Source organism: Guptibacillus hwajinpoensis (assembly GCF_001039475.1).
In the GTDB taxonomy this organism is placed as follows: Bacteria; Bacillota; Bacilli; order Bacillales; family Guptibacillaceae; genus Guptibacillus; species Guptibacillus hwajinpoensis.
In genome coordinates this window covers 1-19,934 of record NZ_LELK01000002.1, presented here as the reverse complement: position 1 = coordinate 19,934, position 19,934 = coordinate 1, and the positions used below count along the sequence as shown (strand labels likewise).

Below are 19,934 nucleotides of genomic sequence, written 5' to 3'. Positions count from 1 at the left end.
TTAATAGACAAAGCTTATTGTAGCATAGACCTAGGACTGTTGACAGGGTTAAAACATGCAAGTTAGAGGTAAATAAAGCCTGCCTGTTTGATCCCTGTCATTAAGGCGGATGTGACAGATGGAAAGGAGTGGAATGATCGGTTCTCATCAAATCACAACTTATTTATCTGCTACTTAGTCTATACAATTCATACTAATCTACAAAATTTCTCGCTCCTTTTGTTATACTGCATACTTTTATCCCTAAACGGGCGCTTTCGCTTTTTTTAATCCAGCTGCAGCGCCCAGCCTCTCGGTCACTTCACCATTCAACTCAAACACAAAAACCGTGTTCAATTTGAAAGGCTCCAGTGTCTGTCGAGGCTAAACGGGCGCTTCCGCTTTTTATTACATAGAAGCGTTATGGCTTTAATAAGGACTCTTGAAAGGAAATGTAAAAAACTATACGTTTAAGCTGAGTGACAAACTAAATTTGGAGGGATCATTATGCAGGAACAGATGTTGAATCAGAATCAACAGGATACCGCTGATTTTTTCCCCGTTCGTGATGTCGATTATTTGGAGCTTTATGTTGGTAATGCAAAGCAAGCGAGTCATTATTTTTGTAAGGCGTTTGGTTTTAAACCCGTTGCTTATTCAGGTCTAGAAACAGGCGATCGGGGGAAGGTTTCTTATGTTTTGCAGCAAAACAATATTCGACTAGTTCTTTCGGGTGCACTGTCTAATGATCATCCAATTGCAGAGTTTGTTAAATTACACGGAGACGGTGTGAAGGATATTGCTCTTACTGTGGATGATGTTGAAAGGGCTTACAAAGAAGCTTCTAAACGCGGTGCAATTGAACTTAGTCCACCGAAAGAGTATAAGGATGAACATGGAATTGTGAAAATGGCGGTTATTGGGACGTATGGTGATACGATTCACACACTTGTTGAACGGAAGAACTACCCTGGACTTTTTCTACCAGGATATAAAAAGTACGAAGGAACAATTCCATCGGAGGAAACTGGATTAATTGGGATTGATCACTGCGTCGGCAATGTTGAATCAATGGAAGAATGGGTTTCTTATTATGAGAACGTTATGGGCTTTAAGCAAATGATTCACTTTGATGATGAAGACATTAGCACAGAGTATTCTGCTTTAATGTCTAAAGTGATGCATAACGGTGGTCGTATTAAATTTCCTATTAACGAACCAGCAAATGGAAAGCGTAAATCACAAATTCAAGAATACCTCGATTATTATAATGGGCCAGGTGTTCAACATATTGCCGTACTGACAAATGACATTGTTGATACCGTTGGTAAGCTGCGCGATGGAGGCGTTGAGTTTCTTGAAACACCAGATGAGTATTATGAAGAATTGACGGAGCGAGTAGGAGAAATCGACGAGGAGATTAGTAAACTTCGTGAGTTGAAAATATTAGTGGATAGCGATGATGAAGGGTATCTTCTTCAAATATTCGCGAAACCTGTTGTCGATCGCCCGACCCTTTTCATTGAAATTATTCAACGAAAAGGAGCAAAAGGCTTCGGTGAAGGTAACTTTAAAGCTTTATTTCAAGCAATTGAGCGGGAGCAGGAACGTCGAGGCAACTTATAGAAGATAGCATCATCATACTTATGAAGGAGTTGCCCATCGCATGAAAGTTCAACCAGATACATTAGCATGGAAGGAAGCTTATAAGTTATTAATTGGATCAGTTGTCCCTCGTCCAATTGCCTTTGTTTCAACGATGGATCGTAGCGGTGATGTTAATCTAGCACCTTTTAGTTTCTTCACTGGAATCTGTGCAGATCCAATGATGGTATGTTTCGCCCCGATGCGGAAAGCAGGTGAAGGTGACAAAAAAGATACCCTTCTCAATATTGAAGAAACGAAGGAGTTTGTAATAAATATTGTTAGTGAAAAAATTGCTGAACAAATGAATGAGTGTGCTACCCCATATGCAAAAGGAACAGATGAGTTTCTCACTTCTGGACTTACGAAAGAGCTGAGTGAGCTTATTAGCCCACCTCGGGTGAAAGAAAGTGATGTTCAACTTGAATGCACGCTTGATCAAATCGTTGAATTTGGCAATCACGAAGGATCTGGAAGTTTGGTTATTGGAAAAGTTGTGATGGTACACGTGCGTGACGAATTGTACGAAGATGGGAGAATCAATACAAAGAAGCTGAGTCCTGTTGGGCGCTTGGCGGGTCAAGAATACTCTCGTGCAACAGCAGATACGTTTACACTGATTCGAAAAACAACGGCTAATGAAAAGAGCTGAGAGCGTTGAAATTCGTTACATTTGAAGTAGATGGGAGAATACAAGCAGGTATCGTTAAAGATGATCAGGTCGTTAGTTTGCATCAATCATCGAATGGAGTGATTCCAAAGGAACTGATTGATATCATACGAGACTTTGATCACTATAAAACAGCCATTAACGACTTACCTACATCTGGATATGAGTTAGGTGATGTTATTCTACATGCCCCTCTTCCACGTCCTGTAAGTATAAGAGACTTTTACGCCTTTGAGGAGCACGTAGTAAGTGCGAGAGGTCAAAGAGGACTTGGCGTTGTTTCAGAATGGTATGAGCTACCTGTGTTTTATTTCTCCAATCATATGGCAGTAAAAGGACCTGATAGTATTATTCACCGCCCGCGTTCATGTGAGAAGCTAGATTATGAACTTGAACTTGCATGCGTAATTGGAAAAGAAGGTCGAAATATTAAAGCTCATCAGGCAACTGAGTATATCTTCGGGTTTATGGTTATGAACGATTGGAGCGCCCGTGATCTTCAAGCAAAAGAAATGAAAGTTGGTCTTGGTCCTGCAAAAGGAAAAGATTTTGCTACTTCATTTGGGCCATTTCTCGTTACAAAAGACGAGCTTCCGCTAGAAAATGGTCGCCTCGATCTTAAGATGGAGGGATTTGTTAACGGAGAGCGTTATTCCTTGGGAAATGCGAAAGACATGCATTATTCATTTAGTGAGATCATTGCACAGGCTTCTAAAAATGTAACGTTATACCCTGGTGAAGTGATTGGTTCGGGTACAGTCGGCAGCGGTTGTATTCTCGAACAGATGGAGCGCGACTGGCTCGTTCCAGGCGACAAGGTAAATCTCTCGATTGATTCCCTTGGAACTCTTTCGAATATGATAGGAGAGGAGGAAGAGGATGGTCTTTTATAAGAGAATGGGTGAGATACCACATAAGCGCCATACCATTTTCAAGAAAAAAGATGGTTCGCTTTATCGTGAACAGGTAATGGGGACAAAAGGTTTTTCAGGTGTTCAATCCATTCTATATCATCATCATTTCCCAACTGCAGTTAAAGAAGCAGCCTATCTCAAAAGTGTATTGCCTGAGTATGAAACAAGTAGTGCCCTTCGACACCGCCATTTTCGAAGCGCACAATGTGACACAAAAGGAGATGCGGTTGTCGATCGTTGTTATTTCCTGGGGAATGAAGATGTTCTACTAGGTATCGTAAACCCTACTGAAAAGATGGACTGCTTTTACCGAAATGGTGACGGTGATGAGCTTTTCTTCGTGCATCATGGTACTGGACGAATTGAAACGATGTTTGGAGAGATGACGTATGGTCCTGGAGATTATATCCTAATGCCAATAGGTACGATCTATCGTGTTATTCCTGAAGGAGTAGATAATCGCTGGCTCGTTATTGAAGCAACAAGTGCGATTACAACACCCCGACGGTATCGGAATGAATATGGTCAGCTAATGGAACATAGCCCATTTTGCGAACGAGATATTAGTGGACCAGATCGCCTCGTCTCTTATGATCAAAAAGGTGATTTTGAAGTAGTGACGAAAACGAGAGGAGCCCTCCATCGTCACGTATTCAATCATCATCCACTCGATGTGGTCGGGTGGGACGGTTACCTTTATCCTTGGAAGTTTAACATCAATGATTTTGAACCGATTACAGGACGTGTTCATCAGCCACCTCCTGTGCACCAAACGTTTGAAGGTAATAACTTTGTAGTGTGTTCATTTGTACCGAGGCTGTATGATTACCATCCAGAGTCGATTCCAGCACCTTATTTTCATAGTAATGTCGACAGCGATGAAGTACTCTATTATGTAGAGGGAAACTTTATGAGTCGTAAAGGTATTGAGGAAGCTTCAATTACTCTACACCCATCAGGTATTCCACACGGTCCGCACCCAGGAAAGATCGAAGCAAGCATCGGCAAAAAAGAAACGCTAGAGCTTGCAGTTATGGTTGATACCTTTCGTCCGCTCAAAGTTATAGAACAGGTACACCAGTATGAAGATCCAAACTATATGCAAAGCTGGGTAACAGAATAGTTTATTAGGGGAAATGATCGGAGGCGTGGTCTAACGACCACGCAATTATTATCGTTCAATACTCTTTTGCTTTTAAGTATTTTACTGTATAATATGACACATTCGGCCCCGTAGCTCAGGGGATAGAGCAACGGTTTCCTAAACCGCAGGTCGGAGGTTCGATTCCTCTCGGGGCCACCAATGACATTTAAATTAATGAATAACTATATGCTATGAATAAGCACCCGAACAATACAACATTGTTCGGGTGCTTTATTTGTTCGATAGGCTATTAAGCCAGACTTTAAACCCAAAAGTTCTATACCATTAAAAGATTTTCAGCATAGTACTAGATTCATAAAGAAAACAGGCTTGTTTACTACATGACAAACATGGATTTTTCTGTATTTCATGGGTATCTAAACCAACAATCCTTCTTAATAGGACATACATCTATAGAGAATGTATTAAAAGGAGGGGAAAAATGTCTATTCCAAACGAAATTCAATACACATCTGTACCTTTAGGTTCACGTGTTTATTTTGATGTTAGTAATGATGAATCGCCTGCTGCGGTAGATTTGGTTGGCGATCAGTCTCATTCTTCATTTGGATTAGCCTACGACGGGGAGAATGTCTATTTTCGGCTACGACTAAATGAAGATCCACGTAATAGGCAAAAAACAGGTTTTCAGAATTTCTCATGGGGTGTGCTCTTTCATACTGGAGGTCAGGCAGGAACATACCAATGGTTGCTAGCGGTTGATGGGTTAAGTGGTAATCTTGTTCTTATTGAAAATACGGAGCAAGAAGTGAATTCTTGGAATGATCCTGCTGAGGGAACGAATGGTAAGGGTGCTCCTAATTTCTCACAGCCGATCATTAACACTGACATAGCTAGAGTTACACCAGCCAATACAACCTTTGGTGGAAATGACAATGTCTTTCTAGATTTCTTTATACCAGCAGTTACGCTATTTGATTTCTTGAATATCACTGAACAAACACCGCTACAGCTTATCTCCTTCACCTCTACGAATGCGAACAACTACAATAAGGATTCCTTAAAATTCTCTGAGGGGTTTCAGTTTACAGACGCATTTTCTGATCCGATCTCAATAGAAGATGTAGATGTAAAAGCAAAGCTCGAACTTCAAAAAATACTATTGAGTGGACCGACTACAGTAAAGGCGGGAGATGAGGCAGCTTACAACGCTCGTCTTATTGTTGAAAATACAGGGAAAAGTGAAGCTGCAACAGTCAAACTTAATGATGTAATAAAATTTGATTTATTAAGTCACTTCTCAATAAGTAATTCCTCTACAGGTAATCCAGTGTTCAATCAACATACGAATACATTAAGTTGGGAGATTGGAAATCTATCGCCTGGTGGTACAGCTGTATTGGATTTTGAAGTTAGTGGTTTTTTTAATACAGCGGGTGAACGAGTACTGGAAACAGCGAAGGCTATCGGTACAGATCGAGGTACAGGCTCTCGTTTAAAAACAGACATCATAACGACTAAGATCAATGTAACAAGTACCGGAGGGGTTGTAGGGGTTGTTAAAAACCACTCAAATGGTCTTACCTTAGCTGACGTTGTTGTTGAACTAAAAGATGGTACGACTACGATTGGAGTCACAACAACCAATGCTAGCGGAGAATATTCACTTACTGAAATATCACCAGGTTCGTATACGATCGAATTTTCAAAGCCAGACTTCATTACAAACATACAGTCATTGACGATTAATTCAGGTTCTATTACTAGAAAAGATGTCTTCTTAACAGAACTACTAGGAAATATTGATGGTACTGTTACAAACTCTAGTGGAGGTGCTATTAATAATGCTACCCTCCTACTTATTGATTCAGCTGGTAATGTTTTAGATGAACAAACTACAAATGCTAGTGGTGCTTATACTTTTCCTTCGATTAAAGCAGGTTCCTACACTCTTACTGTCAGTGCTTCAGGTTTCCAATCAGCTGAAGAGGGAGTCATCGTAGAGTCGAACGATACTTCAACAGTGAACTTCGTGCTAGAACCTAACCCAGGAAATGTACAGGGAAGCGTAACAAACACTTCAGGCGATCCAATAAACGAAGCCTTAGTAGAAGTGCTTAATGTAGCTGGAATGGTAGTTGCAAGAACGCTCACATTACCATCAGGAGAGTATACAATAAACGATTTAGCACCGGGGAGTTATCAATTAAGAGTATCGAAAGATCTTTTTAGAACTACAGTATTGGGATTCAACTTAACCGCAGGAGAAACGAAAACAATAAACGTTGAGCTGGGTTCGAATCCGGGTTCTCTCTCAGGAGTCGTAAGGGATTCTTCAACATTGGATCCTCTTCCAGACACAACCATTCAGGTAACAGACGAGCGCGGGGTGACAGTTGCTCAGGCTTTGACCAATGGAAGTGGCTTATACGAAATTAACAATCTTCCACCTGGAATTTACAACGTTACATTCGTGAGTGAAGGATATGGCTCATTAACAGTTGGAACGAAAATCTTATCTAACCAAACGACTGAACTGAACGTTGAACTAGATCAACTTGTTGGTGGAATCACTGGCACGATAACGGATAGCAATGGAAATACGTTATCTGGAGCAATAATAGAAGTTTTCTTCAACAATGTTCACATTGCTACTGCTACATCGGATAATAATGGGTTGTACCGCATTAACAACCTTAGTCCAGGATTTTATACAATCAATGCATCAAAAATGGGATTCTCCACTGAAACGATAGGAGCCTCCGTTGTTGCCAATGAAATCTCTATCGCTAATGTCGCTTTACTTCCGAATCCAGGGGATTTGACTGGCACAGTTCTTTCATCGGGGGGCGACCCAATTCCAGGCGCTGTTATCAACGTCCGTGACGATCGTACCGATGCGATTATCACTCAAGCGATTACAAACGATCAGGGAGAATATACAGCTCTAGGTTTGGCGGCCGGTAACTACACTGTTATTGCACAAGCTGAAGATTTTCAAAGTCAACTAAAAGGAGTAACGATTTTATCTGATCAAACCACTATTACCAACTTTACGTTGAATCCAAATCCTTCAAGTGTTTCAGGTACTATTATTAACTCAGCAGACGGTTTGCCTATTACTGGCTCAATGATTGAAGTGCGGGTTGTAGATTTAACAGGAACGACCGTAACGACAACGTTTACTAACCTTGACGGCCAATATGAAGTAACAAATTTAACACCCGGAACATATAGCATTGTGGTTAGCGCGACTGATTTTCAGACGAACTCAGCTACTGCGTTTCTCACACCAGGAGATACGAGTGTAGTAGATGTAGTACTAACACTAGCACCTGGTATTATTAGCGGAACGATAACAGATAGTGCTGGAAACCTACTTGGCAACGTGTCAGTGAAAATGATTGATGAACAAGGGAATTTGGTAGGAACGATTCTAACCGATTCAAACGGGACGTATGTATTTAACGGTCTTGCACCAGGTAATTATACGGTGACAGCTATTGCATCAGGATTTCAATCGTCATCAGTTGGTGCGATTGTTGAACCGAATGAAACAACTGTCGTTAATCAAAGTTTGCAGAGTAATCCAGGTGGCATTTCAGGTTCTGTCAGTCCAGTGATCGATGCAACTCAGGTCACGCTCTCAACTGCTGATGGTCTATTTATTGCATCAACGCTCGTTAATTCAAATGGTGAATTTAATTTCGATAACCTTCTACCAGGACAGTATATTCTTACCGCTACTGCAACTAATTACCGCATATCAAGTGCTGGAGCTACAGTTGTTGCCGATGAAATAACACCCGTGACTTTAACAATTGAACCAAATCCATCCGAAATTAGCGGTGTAATTTCTGATCCAGATGGTACACCGATTTCCAATGCAACAATCCAAATCATTGATGCAAACGGTAGTGCTTTAAGCGCTGGTACAACTAATCAGAATGGACAGTACGCTATTGGTAACCTACCTCCAGGATCATTTACAGTCATCATAAGTGCTCCGAATTTCGGTTCTACTACAGGCGGGATCACATTAAATCCTGGCCAAACTGTAACGGACGCGGATTTTATTTTGATTCCAGATCCAGGAACAATTGTTGGGCAAATAACTGATACGTTAGGCGATCCGATCTCAGGGGCTACAGTGATTATTCGTACTTTTGACAACCAGCAAGTTAGAACGATAACAACGAATGAGTTTGGTGAGTTTCTAGTAGGTGGCATTGCCCCAGGTTCTTATACGGTCGTTGCAACAGCACCAGACTTCTCTACCGAATTTGTAGGAGCAATTGTTACTAGCAATCAAAATACTGTCGCCAACATTATTCTTGAAAGTCTTGTAGGAAATATAACAGGTTCAGTAGTAGATGGTAATGGCGATCCCATCACAGGCGATAATATAGGTATTAAATTGTTTAGTGGTAGTGGGTCTTTGCTACAAACGCTTGTAGCAAATTCAGACGGAACGTTTACGATCCAGGCCCTGAATCCTGATCAATATAAGGTTAGTGCGACGGCTCCCAATTATTCTGCTAATACGATCAGTGCTAATGTTATAGCTGGAACTACGGAGAATGTTACGATTCCACTTCAATTATTACCAGCGACTATTTCAGGGGTCGTAACCAATACTGCTACTGGTGAAGGTATTAACGGGGCTGTACTAACATTTACAACTTCGGAAGGTATTCCAATTGCAAATTCTATCTCGGGTTTGAATGGAGAATATATTGTAGAGAACATCCCGGCCGGCACTGTAGTAGTAAGCGCAAGTGCGACGAATTTCGGAGCAAGAGCGCTAACTACAGTAGTTAATCCTGGAGAAGTAAAAACAGTCAATATTGCAATGGATGAGAGCTTAGGATTCTTAACAGGTTATCTAACTAATGTTGATACTGGCGAAGCAATTTCAGGGGCTATTACCATAATCGATGAGAACGGAGAGCAAATTGCAACACTCACGTCAAATGACTCTGGGCTCTTCCTTACTGATGGACTAAATCCCGGAAATTATCAGGCCGTTGCAGCTTCAGAAGGATTTACAAGTCGCACAGCTAGTTTTAGCATACTTCCAAATGAAACCTCAGTGTTGAGCTTTGCGTTATCACCTATTCCAAGTACGATTAAAGGGAGAATTACAAACTTCAATACAGGTGATCCGATCGTTGGAAGTACAATAATAATTCACGAACAATCTCCGAGTGGACCAATCGTAGCTACAACTGTCACAGATTCTAATGGAGAATATATCGTTAATACCCTAGCTGCAAGTACGTACACAATCGTTTCATTCGCTGAAGGATTTGGTGCTGCAGAAGCAACAACTGATGTTGGTAGGGGGGAATCCAAAACTGTCGATATTAAATTATTACCTGACCCAGGCGCTATTCAAGGAACGATTACAAATGCTAACACCGGAGATGTATTATCGGGAATAACGGTGGATTTATTTAATGGTGACGGCGTATTGGTTTTCACAACAAACACAGATCAGGATGGATTTTATCAGTTTACTAGTCTTGCTGCCCTTCAATTCAGAGTAGTGACTAGAAGCTCTGATTATCAGACTCAAGAAGTTGGGGTTATTGTCACTTCAGGAAATGTTGAGGTCGTGAATTTTGGGTTAGACCCAAACCCTGGTTCTATTACTGGAACGATCCGAGATGCAGAAACCAATACACGTCTAGTTGGTGCAGAAGTTACTGCCTATGTAGCACAGGATATTGTGCCAGTGGCGACGGCTACAACCAATGGATTGGGAGAATATACGATCTCTGGACTTGTACCTGGCACATACTCGATTGTGGCTAATGCGGTTGATTACACAGAGAATTCGACCGGTAGTACAGTAGTGTCAAACGCAACGACCACCACAAATCTTTTATTAACAAGTAATTCAGCTAGCCTTTCTGGTACGGTCTTAGACGAAAATGGTTTGCCTTTTAAAAATGCGGTTGTCAAAATAATCGATGTAAATGGTGTTGTCATAGGAATTGTTGCTGTTGATCAAAACGGCTTTTATTCAATTGGAGGTTTGAGGCCAGGAACTTATACAATATTAGCTTCAGCACCAGGTGCATCAGGTTCAGGGGTAGGCGCTTCTACAACGACTGGAGCGACACTAGTAGCAAATGAAAATCGCACTGCCAATTTTGTACTTCAACTTAATCCAGGTAATGTGTCTGGTATGATTGTTGACGAGAATACTGGAGACCCTGTCGTAGGTGCTAATATCAATTTGCTTGATAGTAACGGTCAAGTTGTTGCTACAACTGCAACAGACACTGGTGGGAATTATCTAGTCAATCGCTTGAAGCAAGGAAGTTATACAGTATCCGTATTTAAATCGTCTTATGCAAGGAAAACTGCCGGTGCCATTGTCCTACCAGATGAAACAACTATTGTTAATTTATCGCTTCAAAGATCGACTGGATCAGTATTTGGTAAGCTTCAAGATGATCTAGGACACCGGATTAATTCAGATAGCGTAGGCGTAAGACTGTTAGATGCTAAAGGATTATTACTGCAATCTACTGTTGCTTCACCTGACTGTGAGTTTAGCTTTAGCGATTTACCCCCGGGTCAATATCTTGTTAGTATCAGTGCTAATGGCTACCAATCGAAAGTCGTACCAGTGAGTGTTGTGGCTGGAGAAGTAAGCGAATTAACGATTACCTTATTCGCCAATGCTGGTACAGTAGGCGGGAAAGTAACAAATATGGAGACTGGAGCAGGGATAGCGGGAGCATCTATTAGTGTCAAAGATGCTACTAATCTTACAGTTGCCAACGGCATTACTAATGAAAATGGAAACTTTAGTGTAGGTAATATTCCTCCAGGTTCACTAGTTGTCACGGCATCAAGAGATGGATTTGGTACAGGTGCAGCGGGTGTAAATGTTGTGGCGAACGAAACTTCAGAAGTGTCCATTGCATTAACTCCTAATCCAGGTAGTATTGAAGGAACGATAACAGACGAGGATACTGGGTTACCTATTTCAAACGCGAACGTTCAAGTGATGAATGAAGCGGGGACGATTGTTGCTAATGTCATGACACAATCTGACGGAAAGTATCTTGCTTCTGATATTCTGTCGGGTGTATATGAAGTCATCGTTAGTCATTCTGGTTATGGTAGCAAGCTAGAAGGAGCGATCGTTGAAAGTAACGAAAAAGTTACACTAGATTTTGCTCTTAGTTCAGTGACCGGAAGCCTCAGTGGGATTGTGATTAATCAGGAAACAAAGGAAAGGGTATCGGGAGCGTTTGTTCAACTAAGATGGCTGAGTCCTGACGGTGAACTCATTGCCTCTACGCTGACAAATGCCGATGGGGAGTATGCTATTACAGGACTTACTCCTGCTATTTACACTGTGGTTGGCTTTGGAGCTGGCCTGGGGAGCGATTTAGCTTCTATTGAAATAGTACCTGACCAAACGACGGTACAAAATCTGGGATTGTTTCCTCTACAATCTAACGTGAGAGGTACAGTTACTGATGCAGGGTCGAGCCTACCTATTGAGGGGGTACTTGTGCGATTAGTGACATCAAGTGGTGGCTTCCTACAAAGCGTACAAACGGATAATCAAGGTAATTATCTCATAGAAGGTTTTGATCCAGGTGAGTATACTGTTGTCGCAAGAAATGAAAACTATCAATCAGCTACAAAAGAATTCACAGGCGAGCCGCTTCAAACAGAGGAAGTGAATTTCGCTTTAGCATCAAATCCTGGATCAGTTACAGGTCGAGTGACGGACGGTAAAACTTCAGAGGCTGTACCTGGCGTATCTGTCATCGTTCTCAATGAAATTAACGTACCAATAGCAAATACAATTACTGATCAAGATGGAAATTACTTTATTAAAGGGCTGTCGCCAGGTAAGTATTCGATAAGGGCGCTCTCGTTAGGCTGTGATACAAACGCCAAATCCATGACCATCGTAGCAGGTGAAAAAACAACAGTTAACTTCATATTAACTGGCGATCCATCCATTGTCCGAGGAAATGTAACAAATGTAGACGGAGATCCTCTCAACGATGTAGGAGTTACGGTTTATGATAGTAATGGAAATGTAGTAGGAAAAGGGATAACAAGTAGATCTGGTGAATATGTCATTGGTTATTTACCAGCTGAAACGGTAACAATGATTGCCTCATTACCTGGATTTGCTCCCGATATAAAAGAGATAACGTTAACACCTAATAGTGATCGGACTGTTAATTTCATACTGGGTGTTGAAAACCCAGCTACTCTTACTGGTATCGTAACAAGTTTCGAAACAAAGAAACCAATAGCGGGAGCCACTATTGCTGCACGCAGAAACGATGTTATTGTAGAGAGTGTGCAAACCTTAGCAGATGGAAGTTATACAATCAGTTTAGCTGAAGGAGAATATATTATTATCGCATCCGCAGAAGAATATGAAACTGACGATGAAGCTATTTTCTTAACAGCTGGTAGTAGCGAAGAGTTAGACTTCGCCTTAGAAGGTGGACCTCCGACTCCACCTCCACCGGGTCCAGATCAGTATTATTTATACGATTGCGAAACTGGAATGCCATTGAAACTATTCGGGAATGTTGTGCCAACAGTGTTCACTTTATTGCGCATCGATTGTAGAAGTGGCTGTGGTTATTTCTCATATACCACCAATAACGATACAAGAAAATTAATTGTTTGCCTAGATTGTTATAGAGTGGTGCCTGCAACTTAATAAAGAAAGCGCCGATGAGAGTAAAGCTCATCGGTTTTTTTATTGTTGTACGCTGAGGTAGAGAAGGAGTTGCCTTTACGTAAAGAGAAAGAATGACATAGTTGATTTACCAAGAGAAGAGTGAGTTGATGAAAAGACTACTCTTGGCTTAAAACAAGTTAAGAATTCAAAAGCCTATCGTAAGGTTGTTCTTAAAGTAGACTCGGTGACATTGGGATTATATTAATCAGTTAAAGGTAACAGCAATAAATGAAAATGGTGATACTCGTCAAATTAACGCAAAGCGGGATAAAGAAGGAAATTGATAGAGGTTTTTTGAACGGTCCGATCATCTATCTGTGGAAATGAACAATTCCCCTCTACGAGTAGCAACGAAATGGGTCATTGATCTTGTCGATTGATGCCAATCATTGTTAAAAAATTCAAGCTAAAGGGCCTTAAAGGTGATATGATAGAAGGAGTATGTAGAGTTGGGAGGCTTTCAAGTTGGACGATTGGAAAGGTGCTTTAGCCGAGCTATTTCGAGCTGTTGGAATCAATCTTAAATCTGAGCTTGCTCCCATGGTTGATGGTATGCAATCTTTTTTCTCAAACAACCCGTGGGGACAGCTTTTCTTATTATTGCTTATTCTTGTCGTAGCTGCTCAAGGCATGAGCGCTATTGCTAGACTCTATGACCGTGCTTTCAGACAAACTATTGAGCGGAAGATGGAAACAAATTCGCATCTACATTATTTCTTTAAAGGGTTTCTACATCATAAACGCTCAGAAAGTTGGATGAATGATTCATCCTGGCAACAAAAAGAACTACAGCGTTTTGATCTCTATGAGCTTGAATGGTTGAATAATGAGCTCTCAACTGCCGAAGGTGATTTTCGTGATTATCGCCCTCAGACGTTTTTTGCGGGAATTCTATTCTCGCTATTTGCACTTTTACTTATTTGGTACTATGAGTGGACGATTTTTGAAAAAGATATTCTAGCAATCTTATTACCTGTTCTAATTGTTACGTGGTGTATGGCACTGGTTTTCTACAAAATAGGAATTAAGAAAAGGTTCTACCAGTCGTTGAGTACGAGTGTAGAACTCGCTATTTCGACGAAAAAAGTACAGGATGTTATGTTCTATATCGATTCTGATTTAAAACGATACAAAACGGAGCGTGTAACGACAGACGGTGGTTATTATGAAGTTGTGCGCTGCATGACGTGTTTGTATCATTCGAACTATCTCGAGAAAGTTCGCTTTCAAATTAATGACACGGTTCTTGCCTTTACAGCAAAAGAACGTGTGATTGAAGTAACGGTAAGCAGTGAATTTGGCAATACGTTTTTAATTGATCGTCTTGAATTCCGAGACGGCTACTGCCAGAGTCTGCGTAAAGGTAGCAAACTTTTTGATGATAAACTGATGGTAACGTACTTAAATGCTGCATTCGAGCAGCGCCCAGCTTATTTTCAAACGAGTTCTTAAATCCAACCTCTCTTCTATAGAAGAGAGGTTTTTCTTTATCCATCATAAGAAGTTACTGCTTGTCGCTGAATAGCTTGTTCAATGAGGGTTGTCAGGTTTAGCTCAGTAGAAGGATCAGTATTCGCCTTTAAGTTCGCCTTCATTAACTTCAGTGCGTATTCATTGTCTTCTGCAAGGTTAGAAGCACAGCAGTCGGACGGGATGTAGAGTTCGTATTCCCTCATATAAGCATCGTTTGCAGTGAAGAGCACGCAGATATTCCCAGCAAATCCTGTTAGAATCAATGTTGTTACGTTTAAGTAATTTAATAAGGAAGAGAGTGGTGTAGAAAAGAACCCAGAATGCTTCGGTTTCACAATGGTATAATCATCATCCTCTGGCTCAAGGCGATCAACGAGATGCTGACCATTTGCGCAAGCAGCATAGTTGATTACTTTTTTAAAATCAGACTGCCACAAGCCATAATTGTCATTTACATAAATGACAGGAACTCCAGCTGCTTTAACTTCTCGTTTCAGTAAAGCAATGGAGTCGGCTGTTTCTTCCGTGTATTGAGCAAGTCGTTCAGCATCTTTAAAATCCATCGTGTTAATGACATCAATTAATAAGAGAGCAACAGATGTCTTATTCTCGTTTTGCCCTTTGCTCATTTGGATTTCTCTCCTTATAATAGAAATAGAAATTACATGTAGTTTACCCAAATCATTTAGTAGATAAAACGATTCAAAAGGAGCACATGTTATGCACGCTCAAGCTCAAAAAGATGAACAGTTTATGAAGGCAGCCATACATGAAGCAGAGAGAGCTGCATCCATTGGTGAAGTTCCGATCGGTGCAGTGATTGTCAAAGATGATCGCATTATTGCTTCAGCATATAATTTACGAGAAACGGAGCAACGATCTGTCGCTCATGCAGAATTGCTAGCGATTGACGATGCCTGCAAAGAGGTTGGTTCTTGGCGGCTAACAGGATGTACATTATATGTCACCCTTGAACCGTGCGCGATGTGCAGCGGTGCGATTGTTTTATCAAGGGTGGAGCGAGTTGTATATGGTGCTTATGATCCAAAGGGTGGATGTGCCGGAACATTAATGAACCTACTCGACGACAATCGCTTTAACCATCAAGCTGAGGTAACAGCAGGCGTTTTAGAGGAAGAGTGTGGTAGCATGCTCTCACGTTTTTTTCGTGAATTAAGAGAAGCGCAAAAACTGAAGAAAAAGCAAATGAAAAAGCAAAGTGCATTCATTGAAAAACAAGAAAAGACGTGATATAGTGTTTTCTGTGCCAATGAGGCATCGACGGATGGAGGCGTACCCAAGTTTGGCTGAAGGGGACTGACTCGAAATCAGTTAGGGCGTTTACCGTCGCAGGGGTTCAAATCCTCTCGCCTCCGCCACTTACACTTTTTGGTATAGCGAGACCTATTGCTAAATAGGATAAAACGCGTTATACTATATTTTGCACCGTTCGAGTGCACTAACAATATTATCAAATTTGCCGTGCTAGGTGGGGAATTAGCGGTGCCCTGTACTCGCAATCCGCTATAGCGAGACTGAATCCCTTCCCGAGGTTTAGCCACTGCAGGGTCTGCCCTGAATAAGTGGTGTTGACATTCGGGTCCTGCGCAACAGAGTCCTACGAATCCTGTCAGGTCCGGAAGGAAGCAGCAGTAAGTAGGTACCCTCTGTGTGCCGCGGGAGTGCCCGGATCGAGCTAACTGTTCAGGTAACGCCTGTGGTGGCTTTATCAAAGGAAGGTGCACGGTTTACTTAATTAAATGTCCAAACTCACTCTTATACAAGGGTGAGTTTTTTAGTGTCGTTAATAATGGATTGCCTTTTGAATTAGAGAGCTCAAAAAGGTATAATAGAAATGTATGAAGAGGTTAGGAGGAGAGTAGGCGAATGAGTTACCAGGCGCTATACCGTGTCTGGCGCCCACAAACATTTGAAGATGTGGTTGGCCAGGGACACGTAACAAGAACAATTCAAAACGCACTCATGCAGCAAAAAATCTCTCACGCCTATTTGTTTACAGGACCTCGAGGAACGGGAAAAACAAGTGCTGCTAAAATTATTGCGAAAGCGATCAACTGTGAGAAAGCGCCAGTTGCTGAACCATGTAACGAATGTTCAGCTTGCCTCGGCATAACAGACGGGTCGATTTCTGATGTAATAGAAATTGATGCTGCGTCTAATACAGGGGTCGACGACATACGGGATATACGTGATAAAGTGAAGTATGCACCGAGTTCTGTTTCTTATAAGGTGTATATAATAGATGAAGTGCACATGCTTTCAACAGGAGCGTTCAATGCCCTATTGAAAACACTTGAAGAACCGCCAAAGCATGTCGTATTTATTCTAGCGACAACTGAACCGCATAAAATACCGCTTACCATTATTTCACGGTGTCAGCGGTTTGATATGAGAAGAATTACTGCTCAAGATATCGTTGGCCGCTTGGAAACAATCATCCAAGCTCAAGATATTCAAGTCGAAGAGGATGCTCTTTATCAAGTAGCTCGTGCTGCTGATGGTGGAATGCGTGATGCGTTAAGTATTCTCGACCAAGCGATATCTTACAGTGAGGCGAATGTTGTTTTGGATGACGTACTTGCCGTTACAGGAAGCGTATCTCAGAAGATGATATCCAAAATTGCGATGGCCTTTTACAACAAAGATGTTGCGGAAGCGTTAAATGCTGTTGAGGAACTAATGGATCACGGCAAGGATGCAGCGCGCTTTATTGAAGATTTGATTTATTATTACCGTGATCTGCTCTTATATCAAACGGCTCCACAACTAGAAGAAGTTGTCGAACGAGTAAAAATCGATGAAACGTTTCAAGAGTTGGGAAACAATTGTGCAAAAGAATGGATCTATGCGGTTATTGAAACGTTAAATCGAAGTCAGCAAGAAATGAAGTGGACAAATCATCCGCGTATTTTCCTAGAATTAGCACTTGTGCAAATTTGTCAGGAAGAGACAAGTAGCCAGGCTACAGGGCAAGATCAGAGCGAGCTTCTTAATCGAATTCAGAAACTCGAGAATGAACTAAATACGCTAAAAGAAAAAGGAATCACTGTTAACCAATCAGAAGATGCGCAAGAAGCAAAACCGAAGAAACAATTTAAACCTTCTCGACAGAAATCCGGCGTATCTCATGGTAAAATAAAAGAGATGCTGAAGAAAGCAACGAAGCAGGATCTAATGAAAGTGAAAAGTGTCTGGGGAGAAGTGATGGAAAACGTTCGTCAGGAAAAAGTCTCTGCTCACGCCTGGTTAAAGGATAGTGAACCTGTAGCTTCAACCGAGAATGCGTTTCTACTTTCGTTCCAATATGACATGCATTGCCAGATGGCAACAAAGGATAATATTCGTGGCACGCTCGAGCAAGTGTTATCTCGAACACTTGGAAAGCAATTAGAAATGGTTGCTATTGTAGAAGAAGAGTGGAAGCAAGTACGTTCTGAATTCTTGAAATCAAGAGATGAGCCAGAAACGACTAACGAAGGTGAAGAACCTGCAGAAGATCCTTTGATTGCAGAAGCGAGACGCTTAGTGGGCGATGACTTATTAGATATTCAAACTTAAACTTTTATTACAAATAAGGAGGAATTTTTTATGAAACGTGGCATGGGTGGCGGAGGAAACATGAACAATATGATGAAGCAAATGCAAAAGATGCAGAAGGATATGGCGAAAGCTCAGGAAGAATTGAAAGATAAGATCGTAGAAGGAAAAGCTGGCGGCGGTATGGTTGTTGTGAAAGCAAATGGTCATAAAGAAATTCTTGAAGTGATTGTTAAAGAAGAAGTCGTTGATCCTGACGACATCGATATGCTTCAAGATTTAGTTCTTGCTGCAACGAATGATGCTCTTCGCAATGTAGATGAGCTAGTTAACAAAGATATGGGTAAATTCACACAGGGTCTTAATATGCCTGGAATGTTTTAGGGGGAATGCAAGTGCATTATCCTGAACCGATCTCAAAACTGATCGACAGTTTTATGAAATTGCCGGGAATAGGACCAAAAACGGCGGTCCGCCTGGCTTTTTTCGTTCTTGAAATGAATGACGACGATGTACTTGATTTTGGTAAGGCGCTAGTGAACGCGAAGCGTCAGCTAACGTACTGTTCAATATGCAATCACATCACGGATACTGATCCATGTCGGATCTGCTCCGATAGTCATCGAGATGATACAGTCATTTGTGTTGTTCAAGATGCTAAAGATGTTATTGCGATTGAGAAAATGAAAGATTACACGGGCCTTTATCATGTACTTCATGGTGCAATTTCTCCTGTAGAAGGAATTGGACCAGAAGATATTAAAGTGCCGGAGCTATTGAAACGACTGCAGGATGATAAAGTGACGGAGATAATTCTAGCTACAGACCCTACAATAGAAGGGGAAGCAACTGCAATGTATATCGCACGTCTTGTGAAACCAACAGGCATTCGCATCACACGCATTGCACATGGCCTTCCTGTTGGCGGTGATCTTGAGTACGCTGATGAAGTTACGCTTTCCAAAGCAATGGAAGGTCGTCGTGAGCTGTAGGATCAGGAGGGAACAACATGCTCTTCAAACGTAAAGGCTATTTACGAAAGCAAGCTGATCAGAGTTTGTTACAAACGCTTCATGAACTAAAAGACGTTTGGAATAAACAAAAAGAAATCGTGGAGCGCAGTGTAGAGCCTTCCGGAGCTGTTCTTGCGAAGCTTAAAGTTGATGAAGCAAAATACTTCTTTCTATTAAAAGAAGCAAAACGCCGTAAGATAAGAATGGGATAGTGTTAAACTTCCCGTTCTTTTTTATTTGGACAAACATAAGTATTACTAATTCCGAAAAAAGAGCGGAGGTCTGCTATGGATCCTAAACTCGTTATCGCACTTTTTATCTTCTGTATTGTTTTGCTTCTCTTTATTGGAGCCCCCCTTAAGCCGATGCGATGGGTTGGGCAGGGATTGATTAAACTTGCGATAGGTGCTCTATTACTGTTTTTCCTAAATACGTTTGGAACGCCATTTGATCTACATGTCCCAATAAATCCAGGAACTGCATTTGTAACTGGATTCCTAGGAGTTCCTGGCCTTGTAGCACTCGCTGCAATTGAGATCATCATTATAGGTTAGGAAGAAAGGGCTCGTTAAAAATGAGTCCTTTTTGTTTTTCTGAAATAATTTTTGAAAAGGGGTTGCGCATCAAGAACAACCCTGATATAGTTATATAAGTCGCCGACACAATGCGGTTGACGCAAAAAAGAATTTAAAAAGTTGTTGACGCCAACTGAGTTAATATGGTATATTAATAAAGTCGCTGAAAACGACATTGAAAGAAACAAATTGATCTTTGAAAACTGAACGAAACGCCATGTAAGTAGTTGTTTCTACGGAAACAAAACATTGTTTTAAAAGCT

At 41.2% G+C, this 19,934-nt stretch carries 13 protein-coding genes, 2 tRNA genes and 1 other RNA gene; 15 read left to right on the top strand and 1 reads right to left on the bottom strand.

The window, feature by feature from the left end:
- The first annotated feature begins 486 nt into the window (after positions 1–486).
- The 7 genes from hppD (at position 487) to AB986_RS10365 (ending at position 14,504) form a co-directional block, all read left to right on the top strand.
- Positions 487–1,605, top strand: a complete 1,119-nt coding sequence (gene hppD, locus AB986_RS10395; protein WP_048311088.1) for a 4-hydroxyphenylpyruvate dioxygenase — start codon at positions 487–489, stop codon at positions 1,603–1,605.
- 40 nt (positions 1,606–1,645) lie between these two features.
- Positions 1,646–2,275 carry a flavin reductase family protein gene (locus tag AB986_RS10390; RefSeq protein WP_048311087.1) on the top strand — a complete coding sequence of 210 codons (630 nt, stop codon included), beginning with the start codon at positions 1,646–1,648 and terminating at the stop codon, positions 2,273–2,275.
- A 5-nt stretch (positions 2,276–2,280) separates the two neighbouring features.
- A complete protein-coding gene (locus AB986_RS10385) occupies positions 2,281–3,186 on the top strand; it encodes a fumarylacetoacetate hydrolase family protein (RefSeq protein ID WP_048311086.1) in 906 nt (301 codons plus the stop codon).
- On the top strand, positions 3,173–4,330 hold the full coding sequence (locus AB986_RS10380; RefSeq protein ID WP_048311084.1) for a homogentisate 1,2-dioxygenase: 1,158 nt from the start codon (positions 3,173–3,175) through the stop codon (positions 4,328–4,330). Before AB986_RS10385 ends, AB986_RS10380 begins: the two co-directional genes overlap by 14 nt.
- A gap of 104 nt (positions 4,331–4,434) precedes the next feature.
- A tRNA-Arg gene (locus AB986_RS10375) sits at positions 4,435–4,510 on the top strand.
- Between the two features lie 283 nt (positions 4,511–4,793).
- The gene (locus tag AB986_RS22070; protein WP_048311083.1) at positions 4,794–13,031 is read left to right on the top strand and encodes a carboxypeptidase regulatory-like domain-containing protein; all 8,238 of its coding nucleotides are present in this window, start codon (positions 4,794–4,796) and stop codon (positions 13,029–13,031) included.
- Between the two features lie 486 nt (positions 13,032–13,517).
- Entirely contained in the window at positions 13,518–14,504 is a 987-nt protein-coding gene (locus AB986_RS10365) for a hypothetical protein (protein WP_048311081.1), read from the top strand.
- 35 nt (positions 14,505–14,539) lie between these two features.
- On the opposite strand, the gene AB986_RS10360 is transcribed toward AB986_RS10365, so the two are convergent.
- The gene (locus tag AB986_RS10360; protein ID WP_048311080.1) at positions 14,540–15,154 is read right to left on the bottom strand and encodes a cysteine hydrolase family protein; all 615 of its coding nucleotides are present in this window, start codon (positions 15,152–15,154) and stop codon (positions 14,540–14,542) included.
- Between the two features lie 91 nt (positions 15,155–15,245).
- On the opposite strand from AB986_RS10360, the gene tadA reads away from it, so the two are divergent.
- The 8 genes from tadA (at position 15,246) to AB986_RS10325 (ending at position 19,650) form a co-directional block, all read left to right on the top strand.
- Complete coding sequence (gene tadA / locus AB986_RS10355; RefSeq protein WP_048311078.1) at positions 15,246–15,776, top strand: tRNA adenosine(34) deaminase TadA; 531 nt, start codon at positions 15,246–15,248, stop codon at positions 15,774–15,776.
- Positions 15,777–15,812: 36 nt separating this feature from the next.
- A tRNA-Ser gene (locus tag AB986_RS10350) sits at positions 15,813–15,904 on the top strand.
- A gap of 101 nt (positions 15,905–16,005) precedes the next feature.
- Positions 16,006–16,272, top strand: an RNA gene (gene ffs, locus AB986_RS21620) — signal recognition particle sRNA large type.
- A 140-nt stretch (positions 16,273–16,412) separates the two neighbouring features.
- Complete coding sequence (dnaX, locus tag AB986_RS10345; RefSeq protein ID WP_048311076.1) at positions 16,413–18,104, top strand: DNA polymerase III subunit gamma/tau; 1,692 nt, start codon at positions 16,413–16,415, stop codon at positions 18,102–18,104.
- A gap of 42 nt (positions 18,105–18,146) precedes the next feature.
- A complete protein-coding gene (locus AB986_RS10340) occupies positions 18,147–18,467 on the top strand; it encodes a YbaB/EbfC family nucleoid-associated protein (RefSeq protein ID WP_369810610.1) in 321 nt (106 codons plus the stop codon).
- Between the two features lie 11 nt (positions 18,468–18,478).
- Positions 18,479–19,075, top strand: a complete 597-nt coding sequence (gene recR / locus AB986_RS10335) for a recombination mediator RecR (RefSeq protein ID WP_048311074.1) — start codon at positions 18,479–18,481, stop codon at positions 19,073–19,075.
- 17 nt (positions 19,076–19,092) lie between these two features.
- Positions 19,093–19,308 (top strand): YaaL family protein, encoded by a 216-nt coding sequence (locus AB986_RS10330; RefSeq protein ID WP_048311072.1) that lies wholly within the window; start codon positions 19,093–19,095, stop codon positions 19,306–19,308.
- A 75-nt stretch (positions 19,309–19,383) separates the two neighbouring features.
- Complete coding sequence (locus AB986_RS10325) at positions 19,384–19,650, top strand: pro-sigmaK processing inhibitor BofA family protein (protein ID WP_048311070.1); 267 nt, start codon at positions 19,384–19,386, stop codon at positions 19,648–19,650.
- Positions 19,651–19,934: the final 284 nt, after the last annotated feature.

Bases quoted from the DNA above. Each gene is read 5' to 3' on its own strand.
- AB986_RS10325 (WP_048311070.1), top strand. From the start codon at position 19,384: ATGGATCCTAAACTCGTTATCGCACTTTTTATCTTCTGTATTGTTTTG.
- tadA (WP_048311078.1), top strand. From the start codon at position 15,246: ATGCACGCTCAAGCTCAAAAAGATGAACAGTTTATGAAGGCAGCCATA.
- AB986_RS10390 (WP_048311087.1), top strand. From the start codon at position 1,646: ATGAAAGTTCAACCAGATACATTAGCATGGAAGGAAGCTTATAAGTTA.
- AB986_RS10380 (WP_048311084.1), top strand. From the start codon at position 3,173: ATGGTCTTTTATAAGAGAATGGGTGAGATACCACATAAGCGCCATACC.
- dnaX (WP_048311076.1), top strand. From the start codon at position 16,413: ATGAGTTACCAGGCGCTATACCGTGTCTGGCGCCCACAAACATTTGAA.
- AB986_RS10340 (WP_369810610.1), top strand. From the start codon at position 18,147: ATGGGTGGCGGAGGAAACATGAACAATATGATGAAGCAAATGCAAAAG.
- AB986_RS10360 (WP_048311080.1), bottom strand. From the start codon at position 15,154: ATGAGCAAAGGGCAAAACGAGAATAAGACATCTGTTGCTCTCTTATTA.
- AB986_RS10330 (WP_048311072.1), top strand. From the start codon at position 19,093: ATGCTCTTCAAACGTAAAGGCTATTTACGAAAGCAAGCTGATCAGAGT.
- hppD (WP_048311088.1), top strand. From the start codon at position 487: ATGCAGGAACAGATGTTGAATCAGAATCAACAGGATACCGCTGATTTT.
- AB986_RS22070 (WP_048311083.1), top strand. From the start codon at position 4,794: ATGTCTATTCCAAACGAAATTCAATACACATCTGTACCTTTAGGTTCA.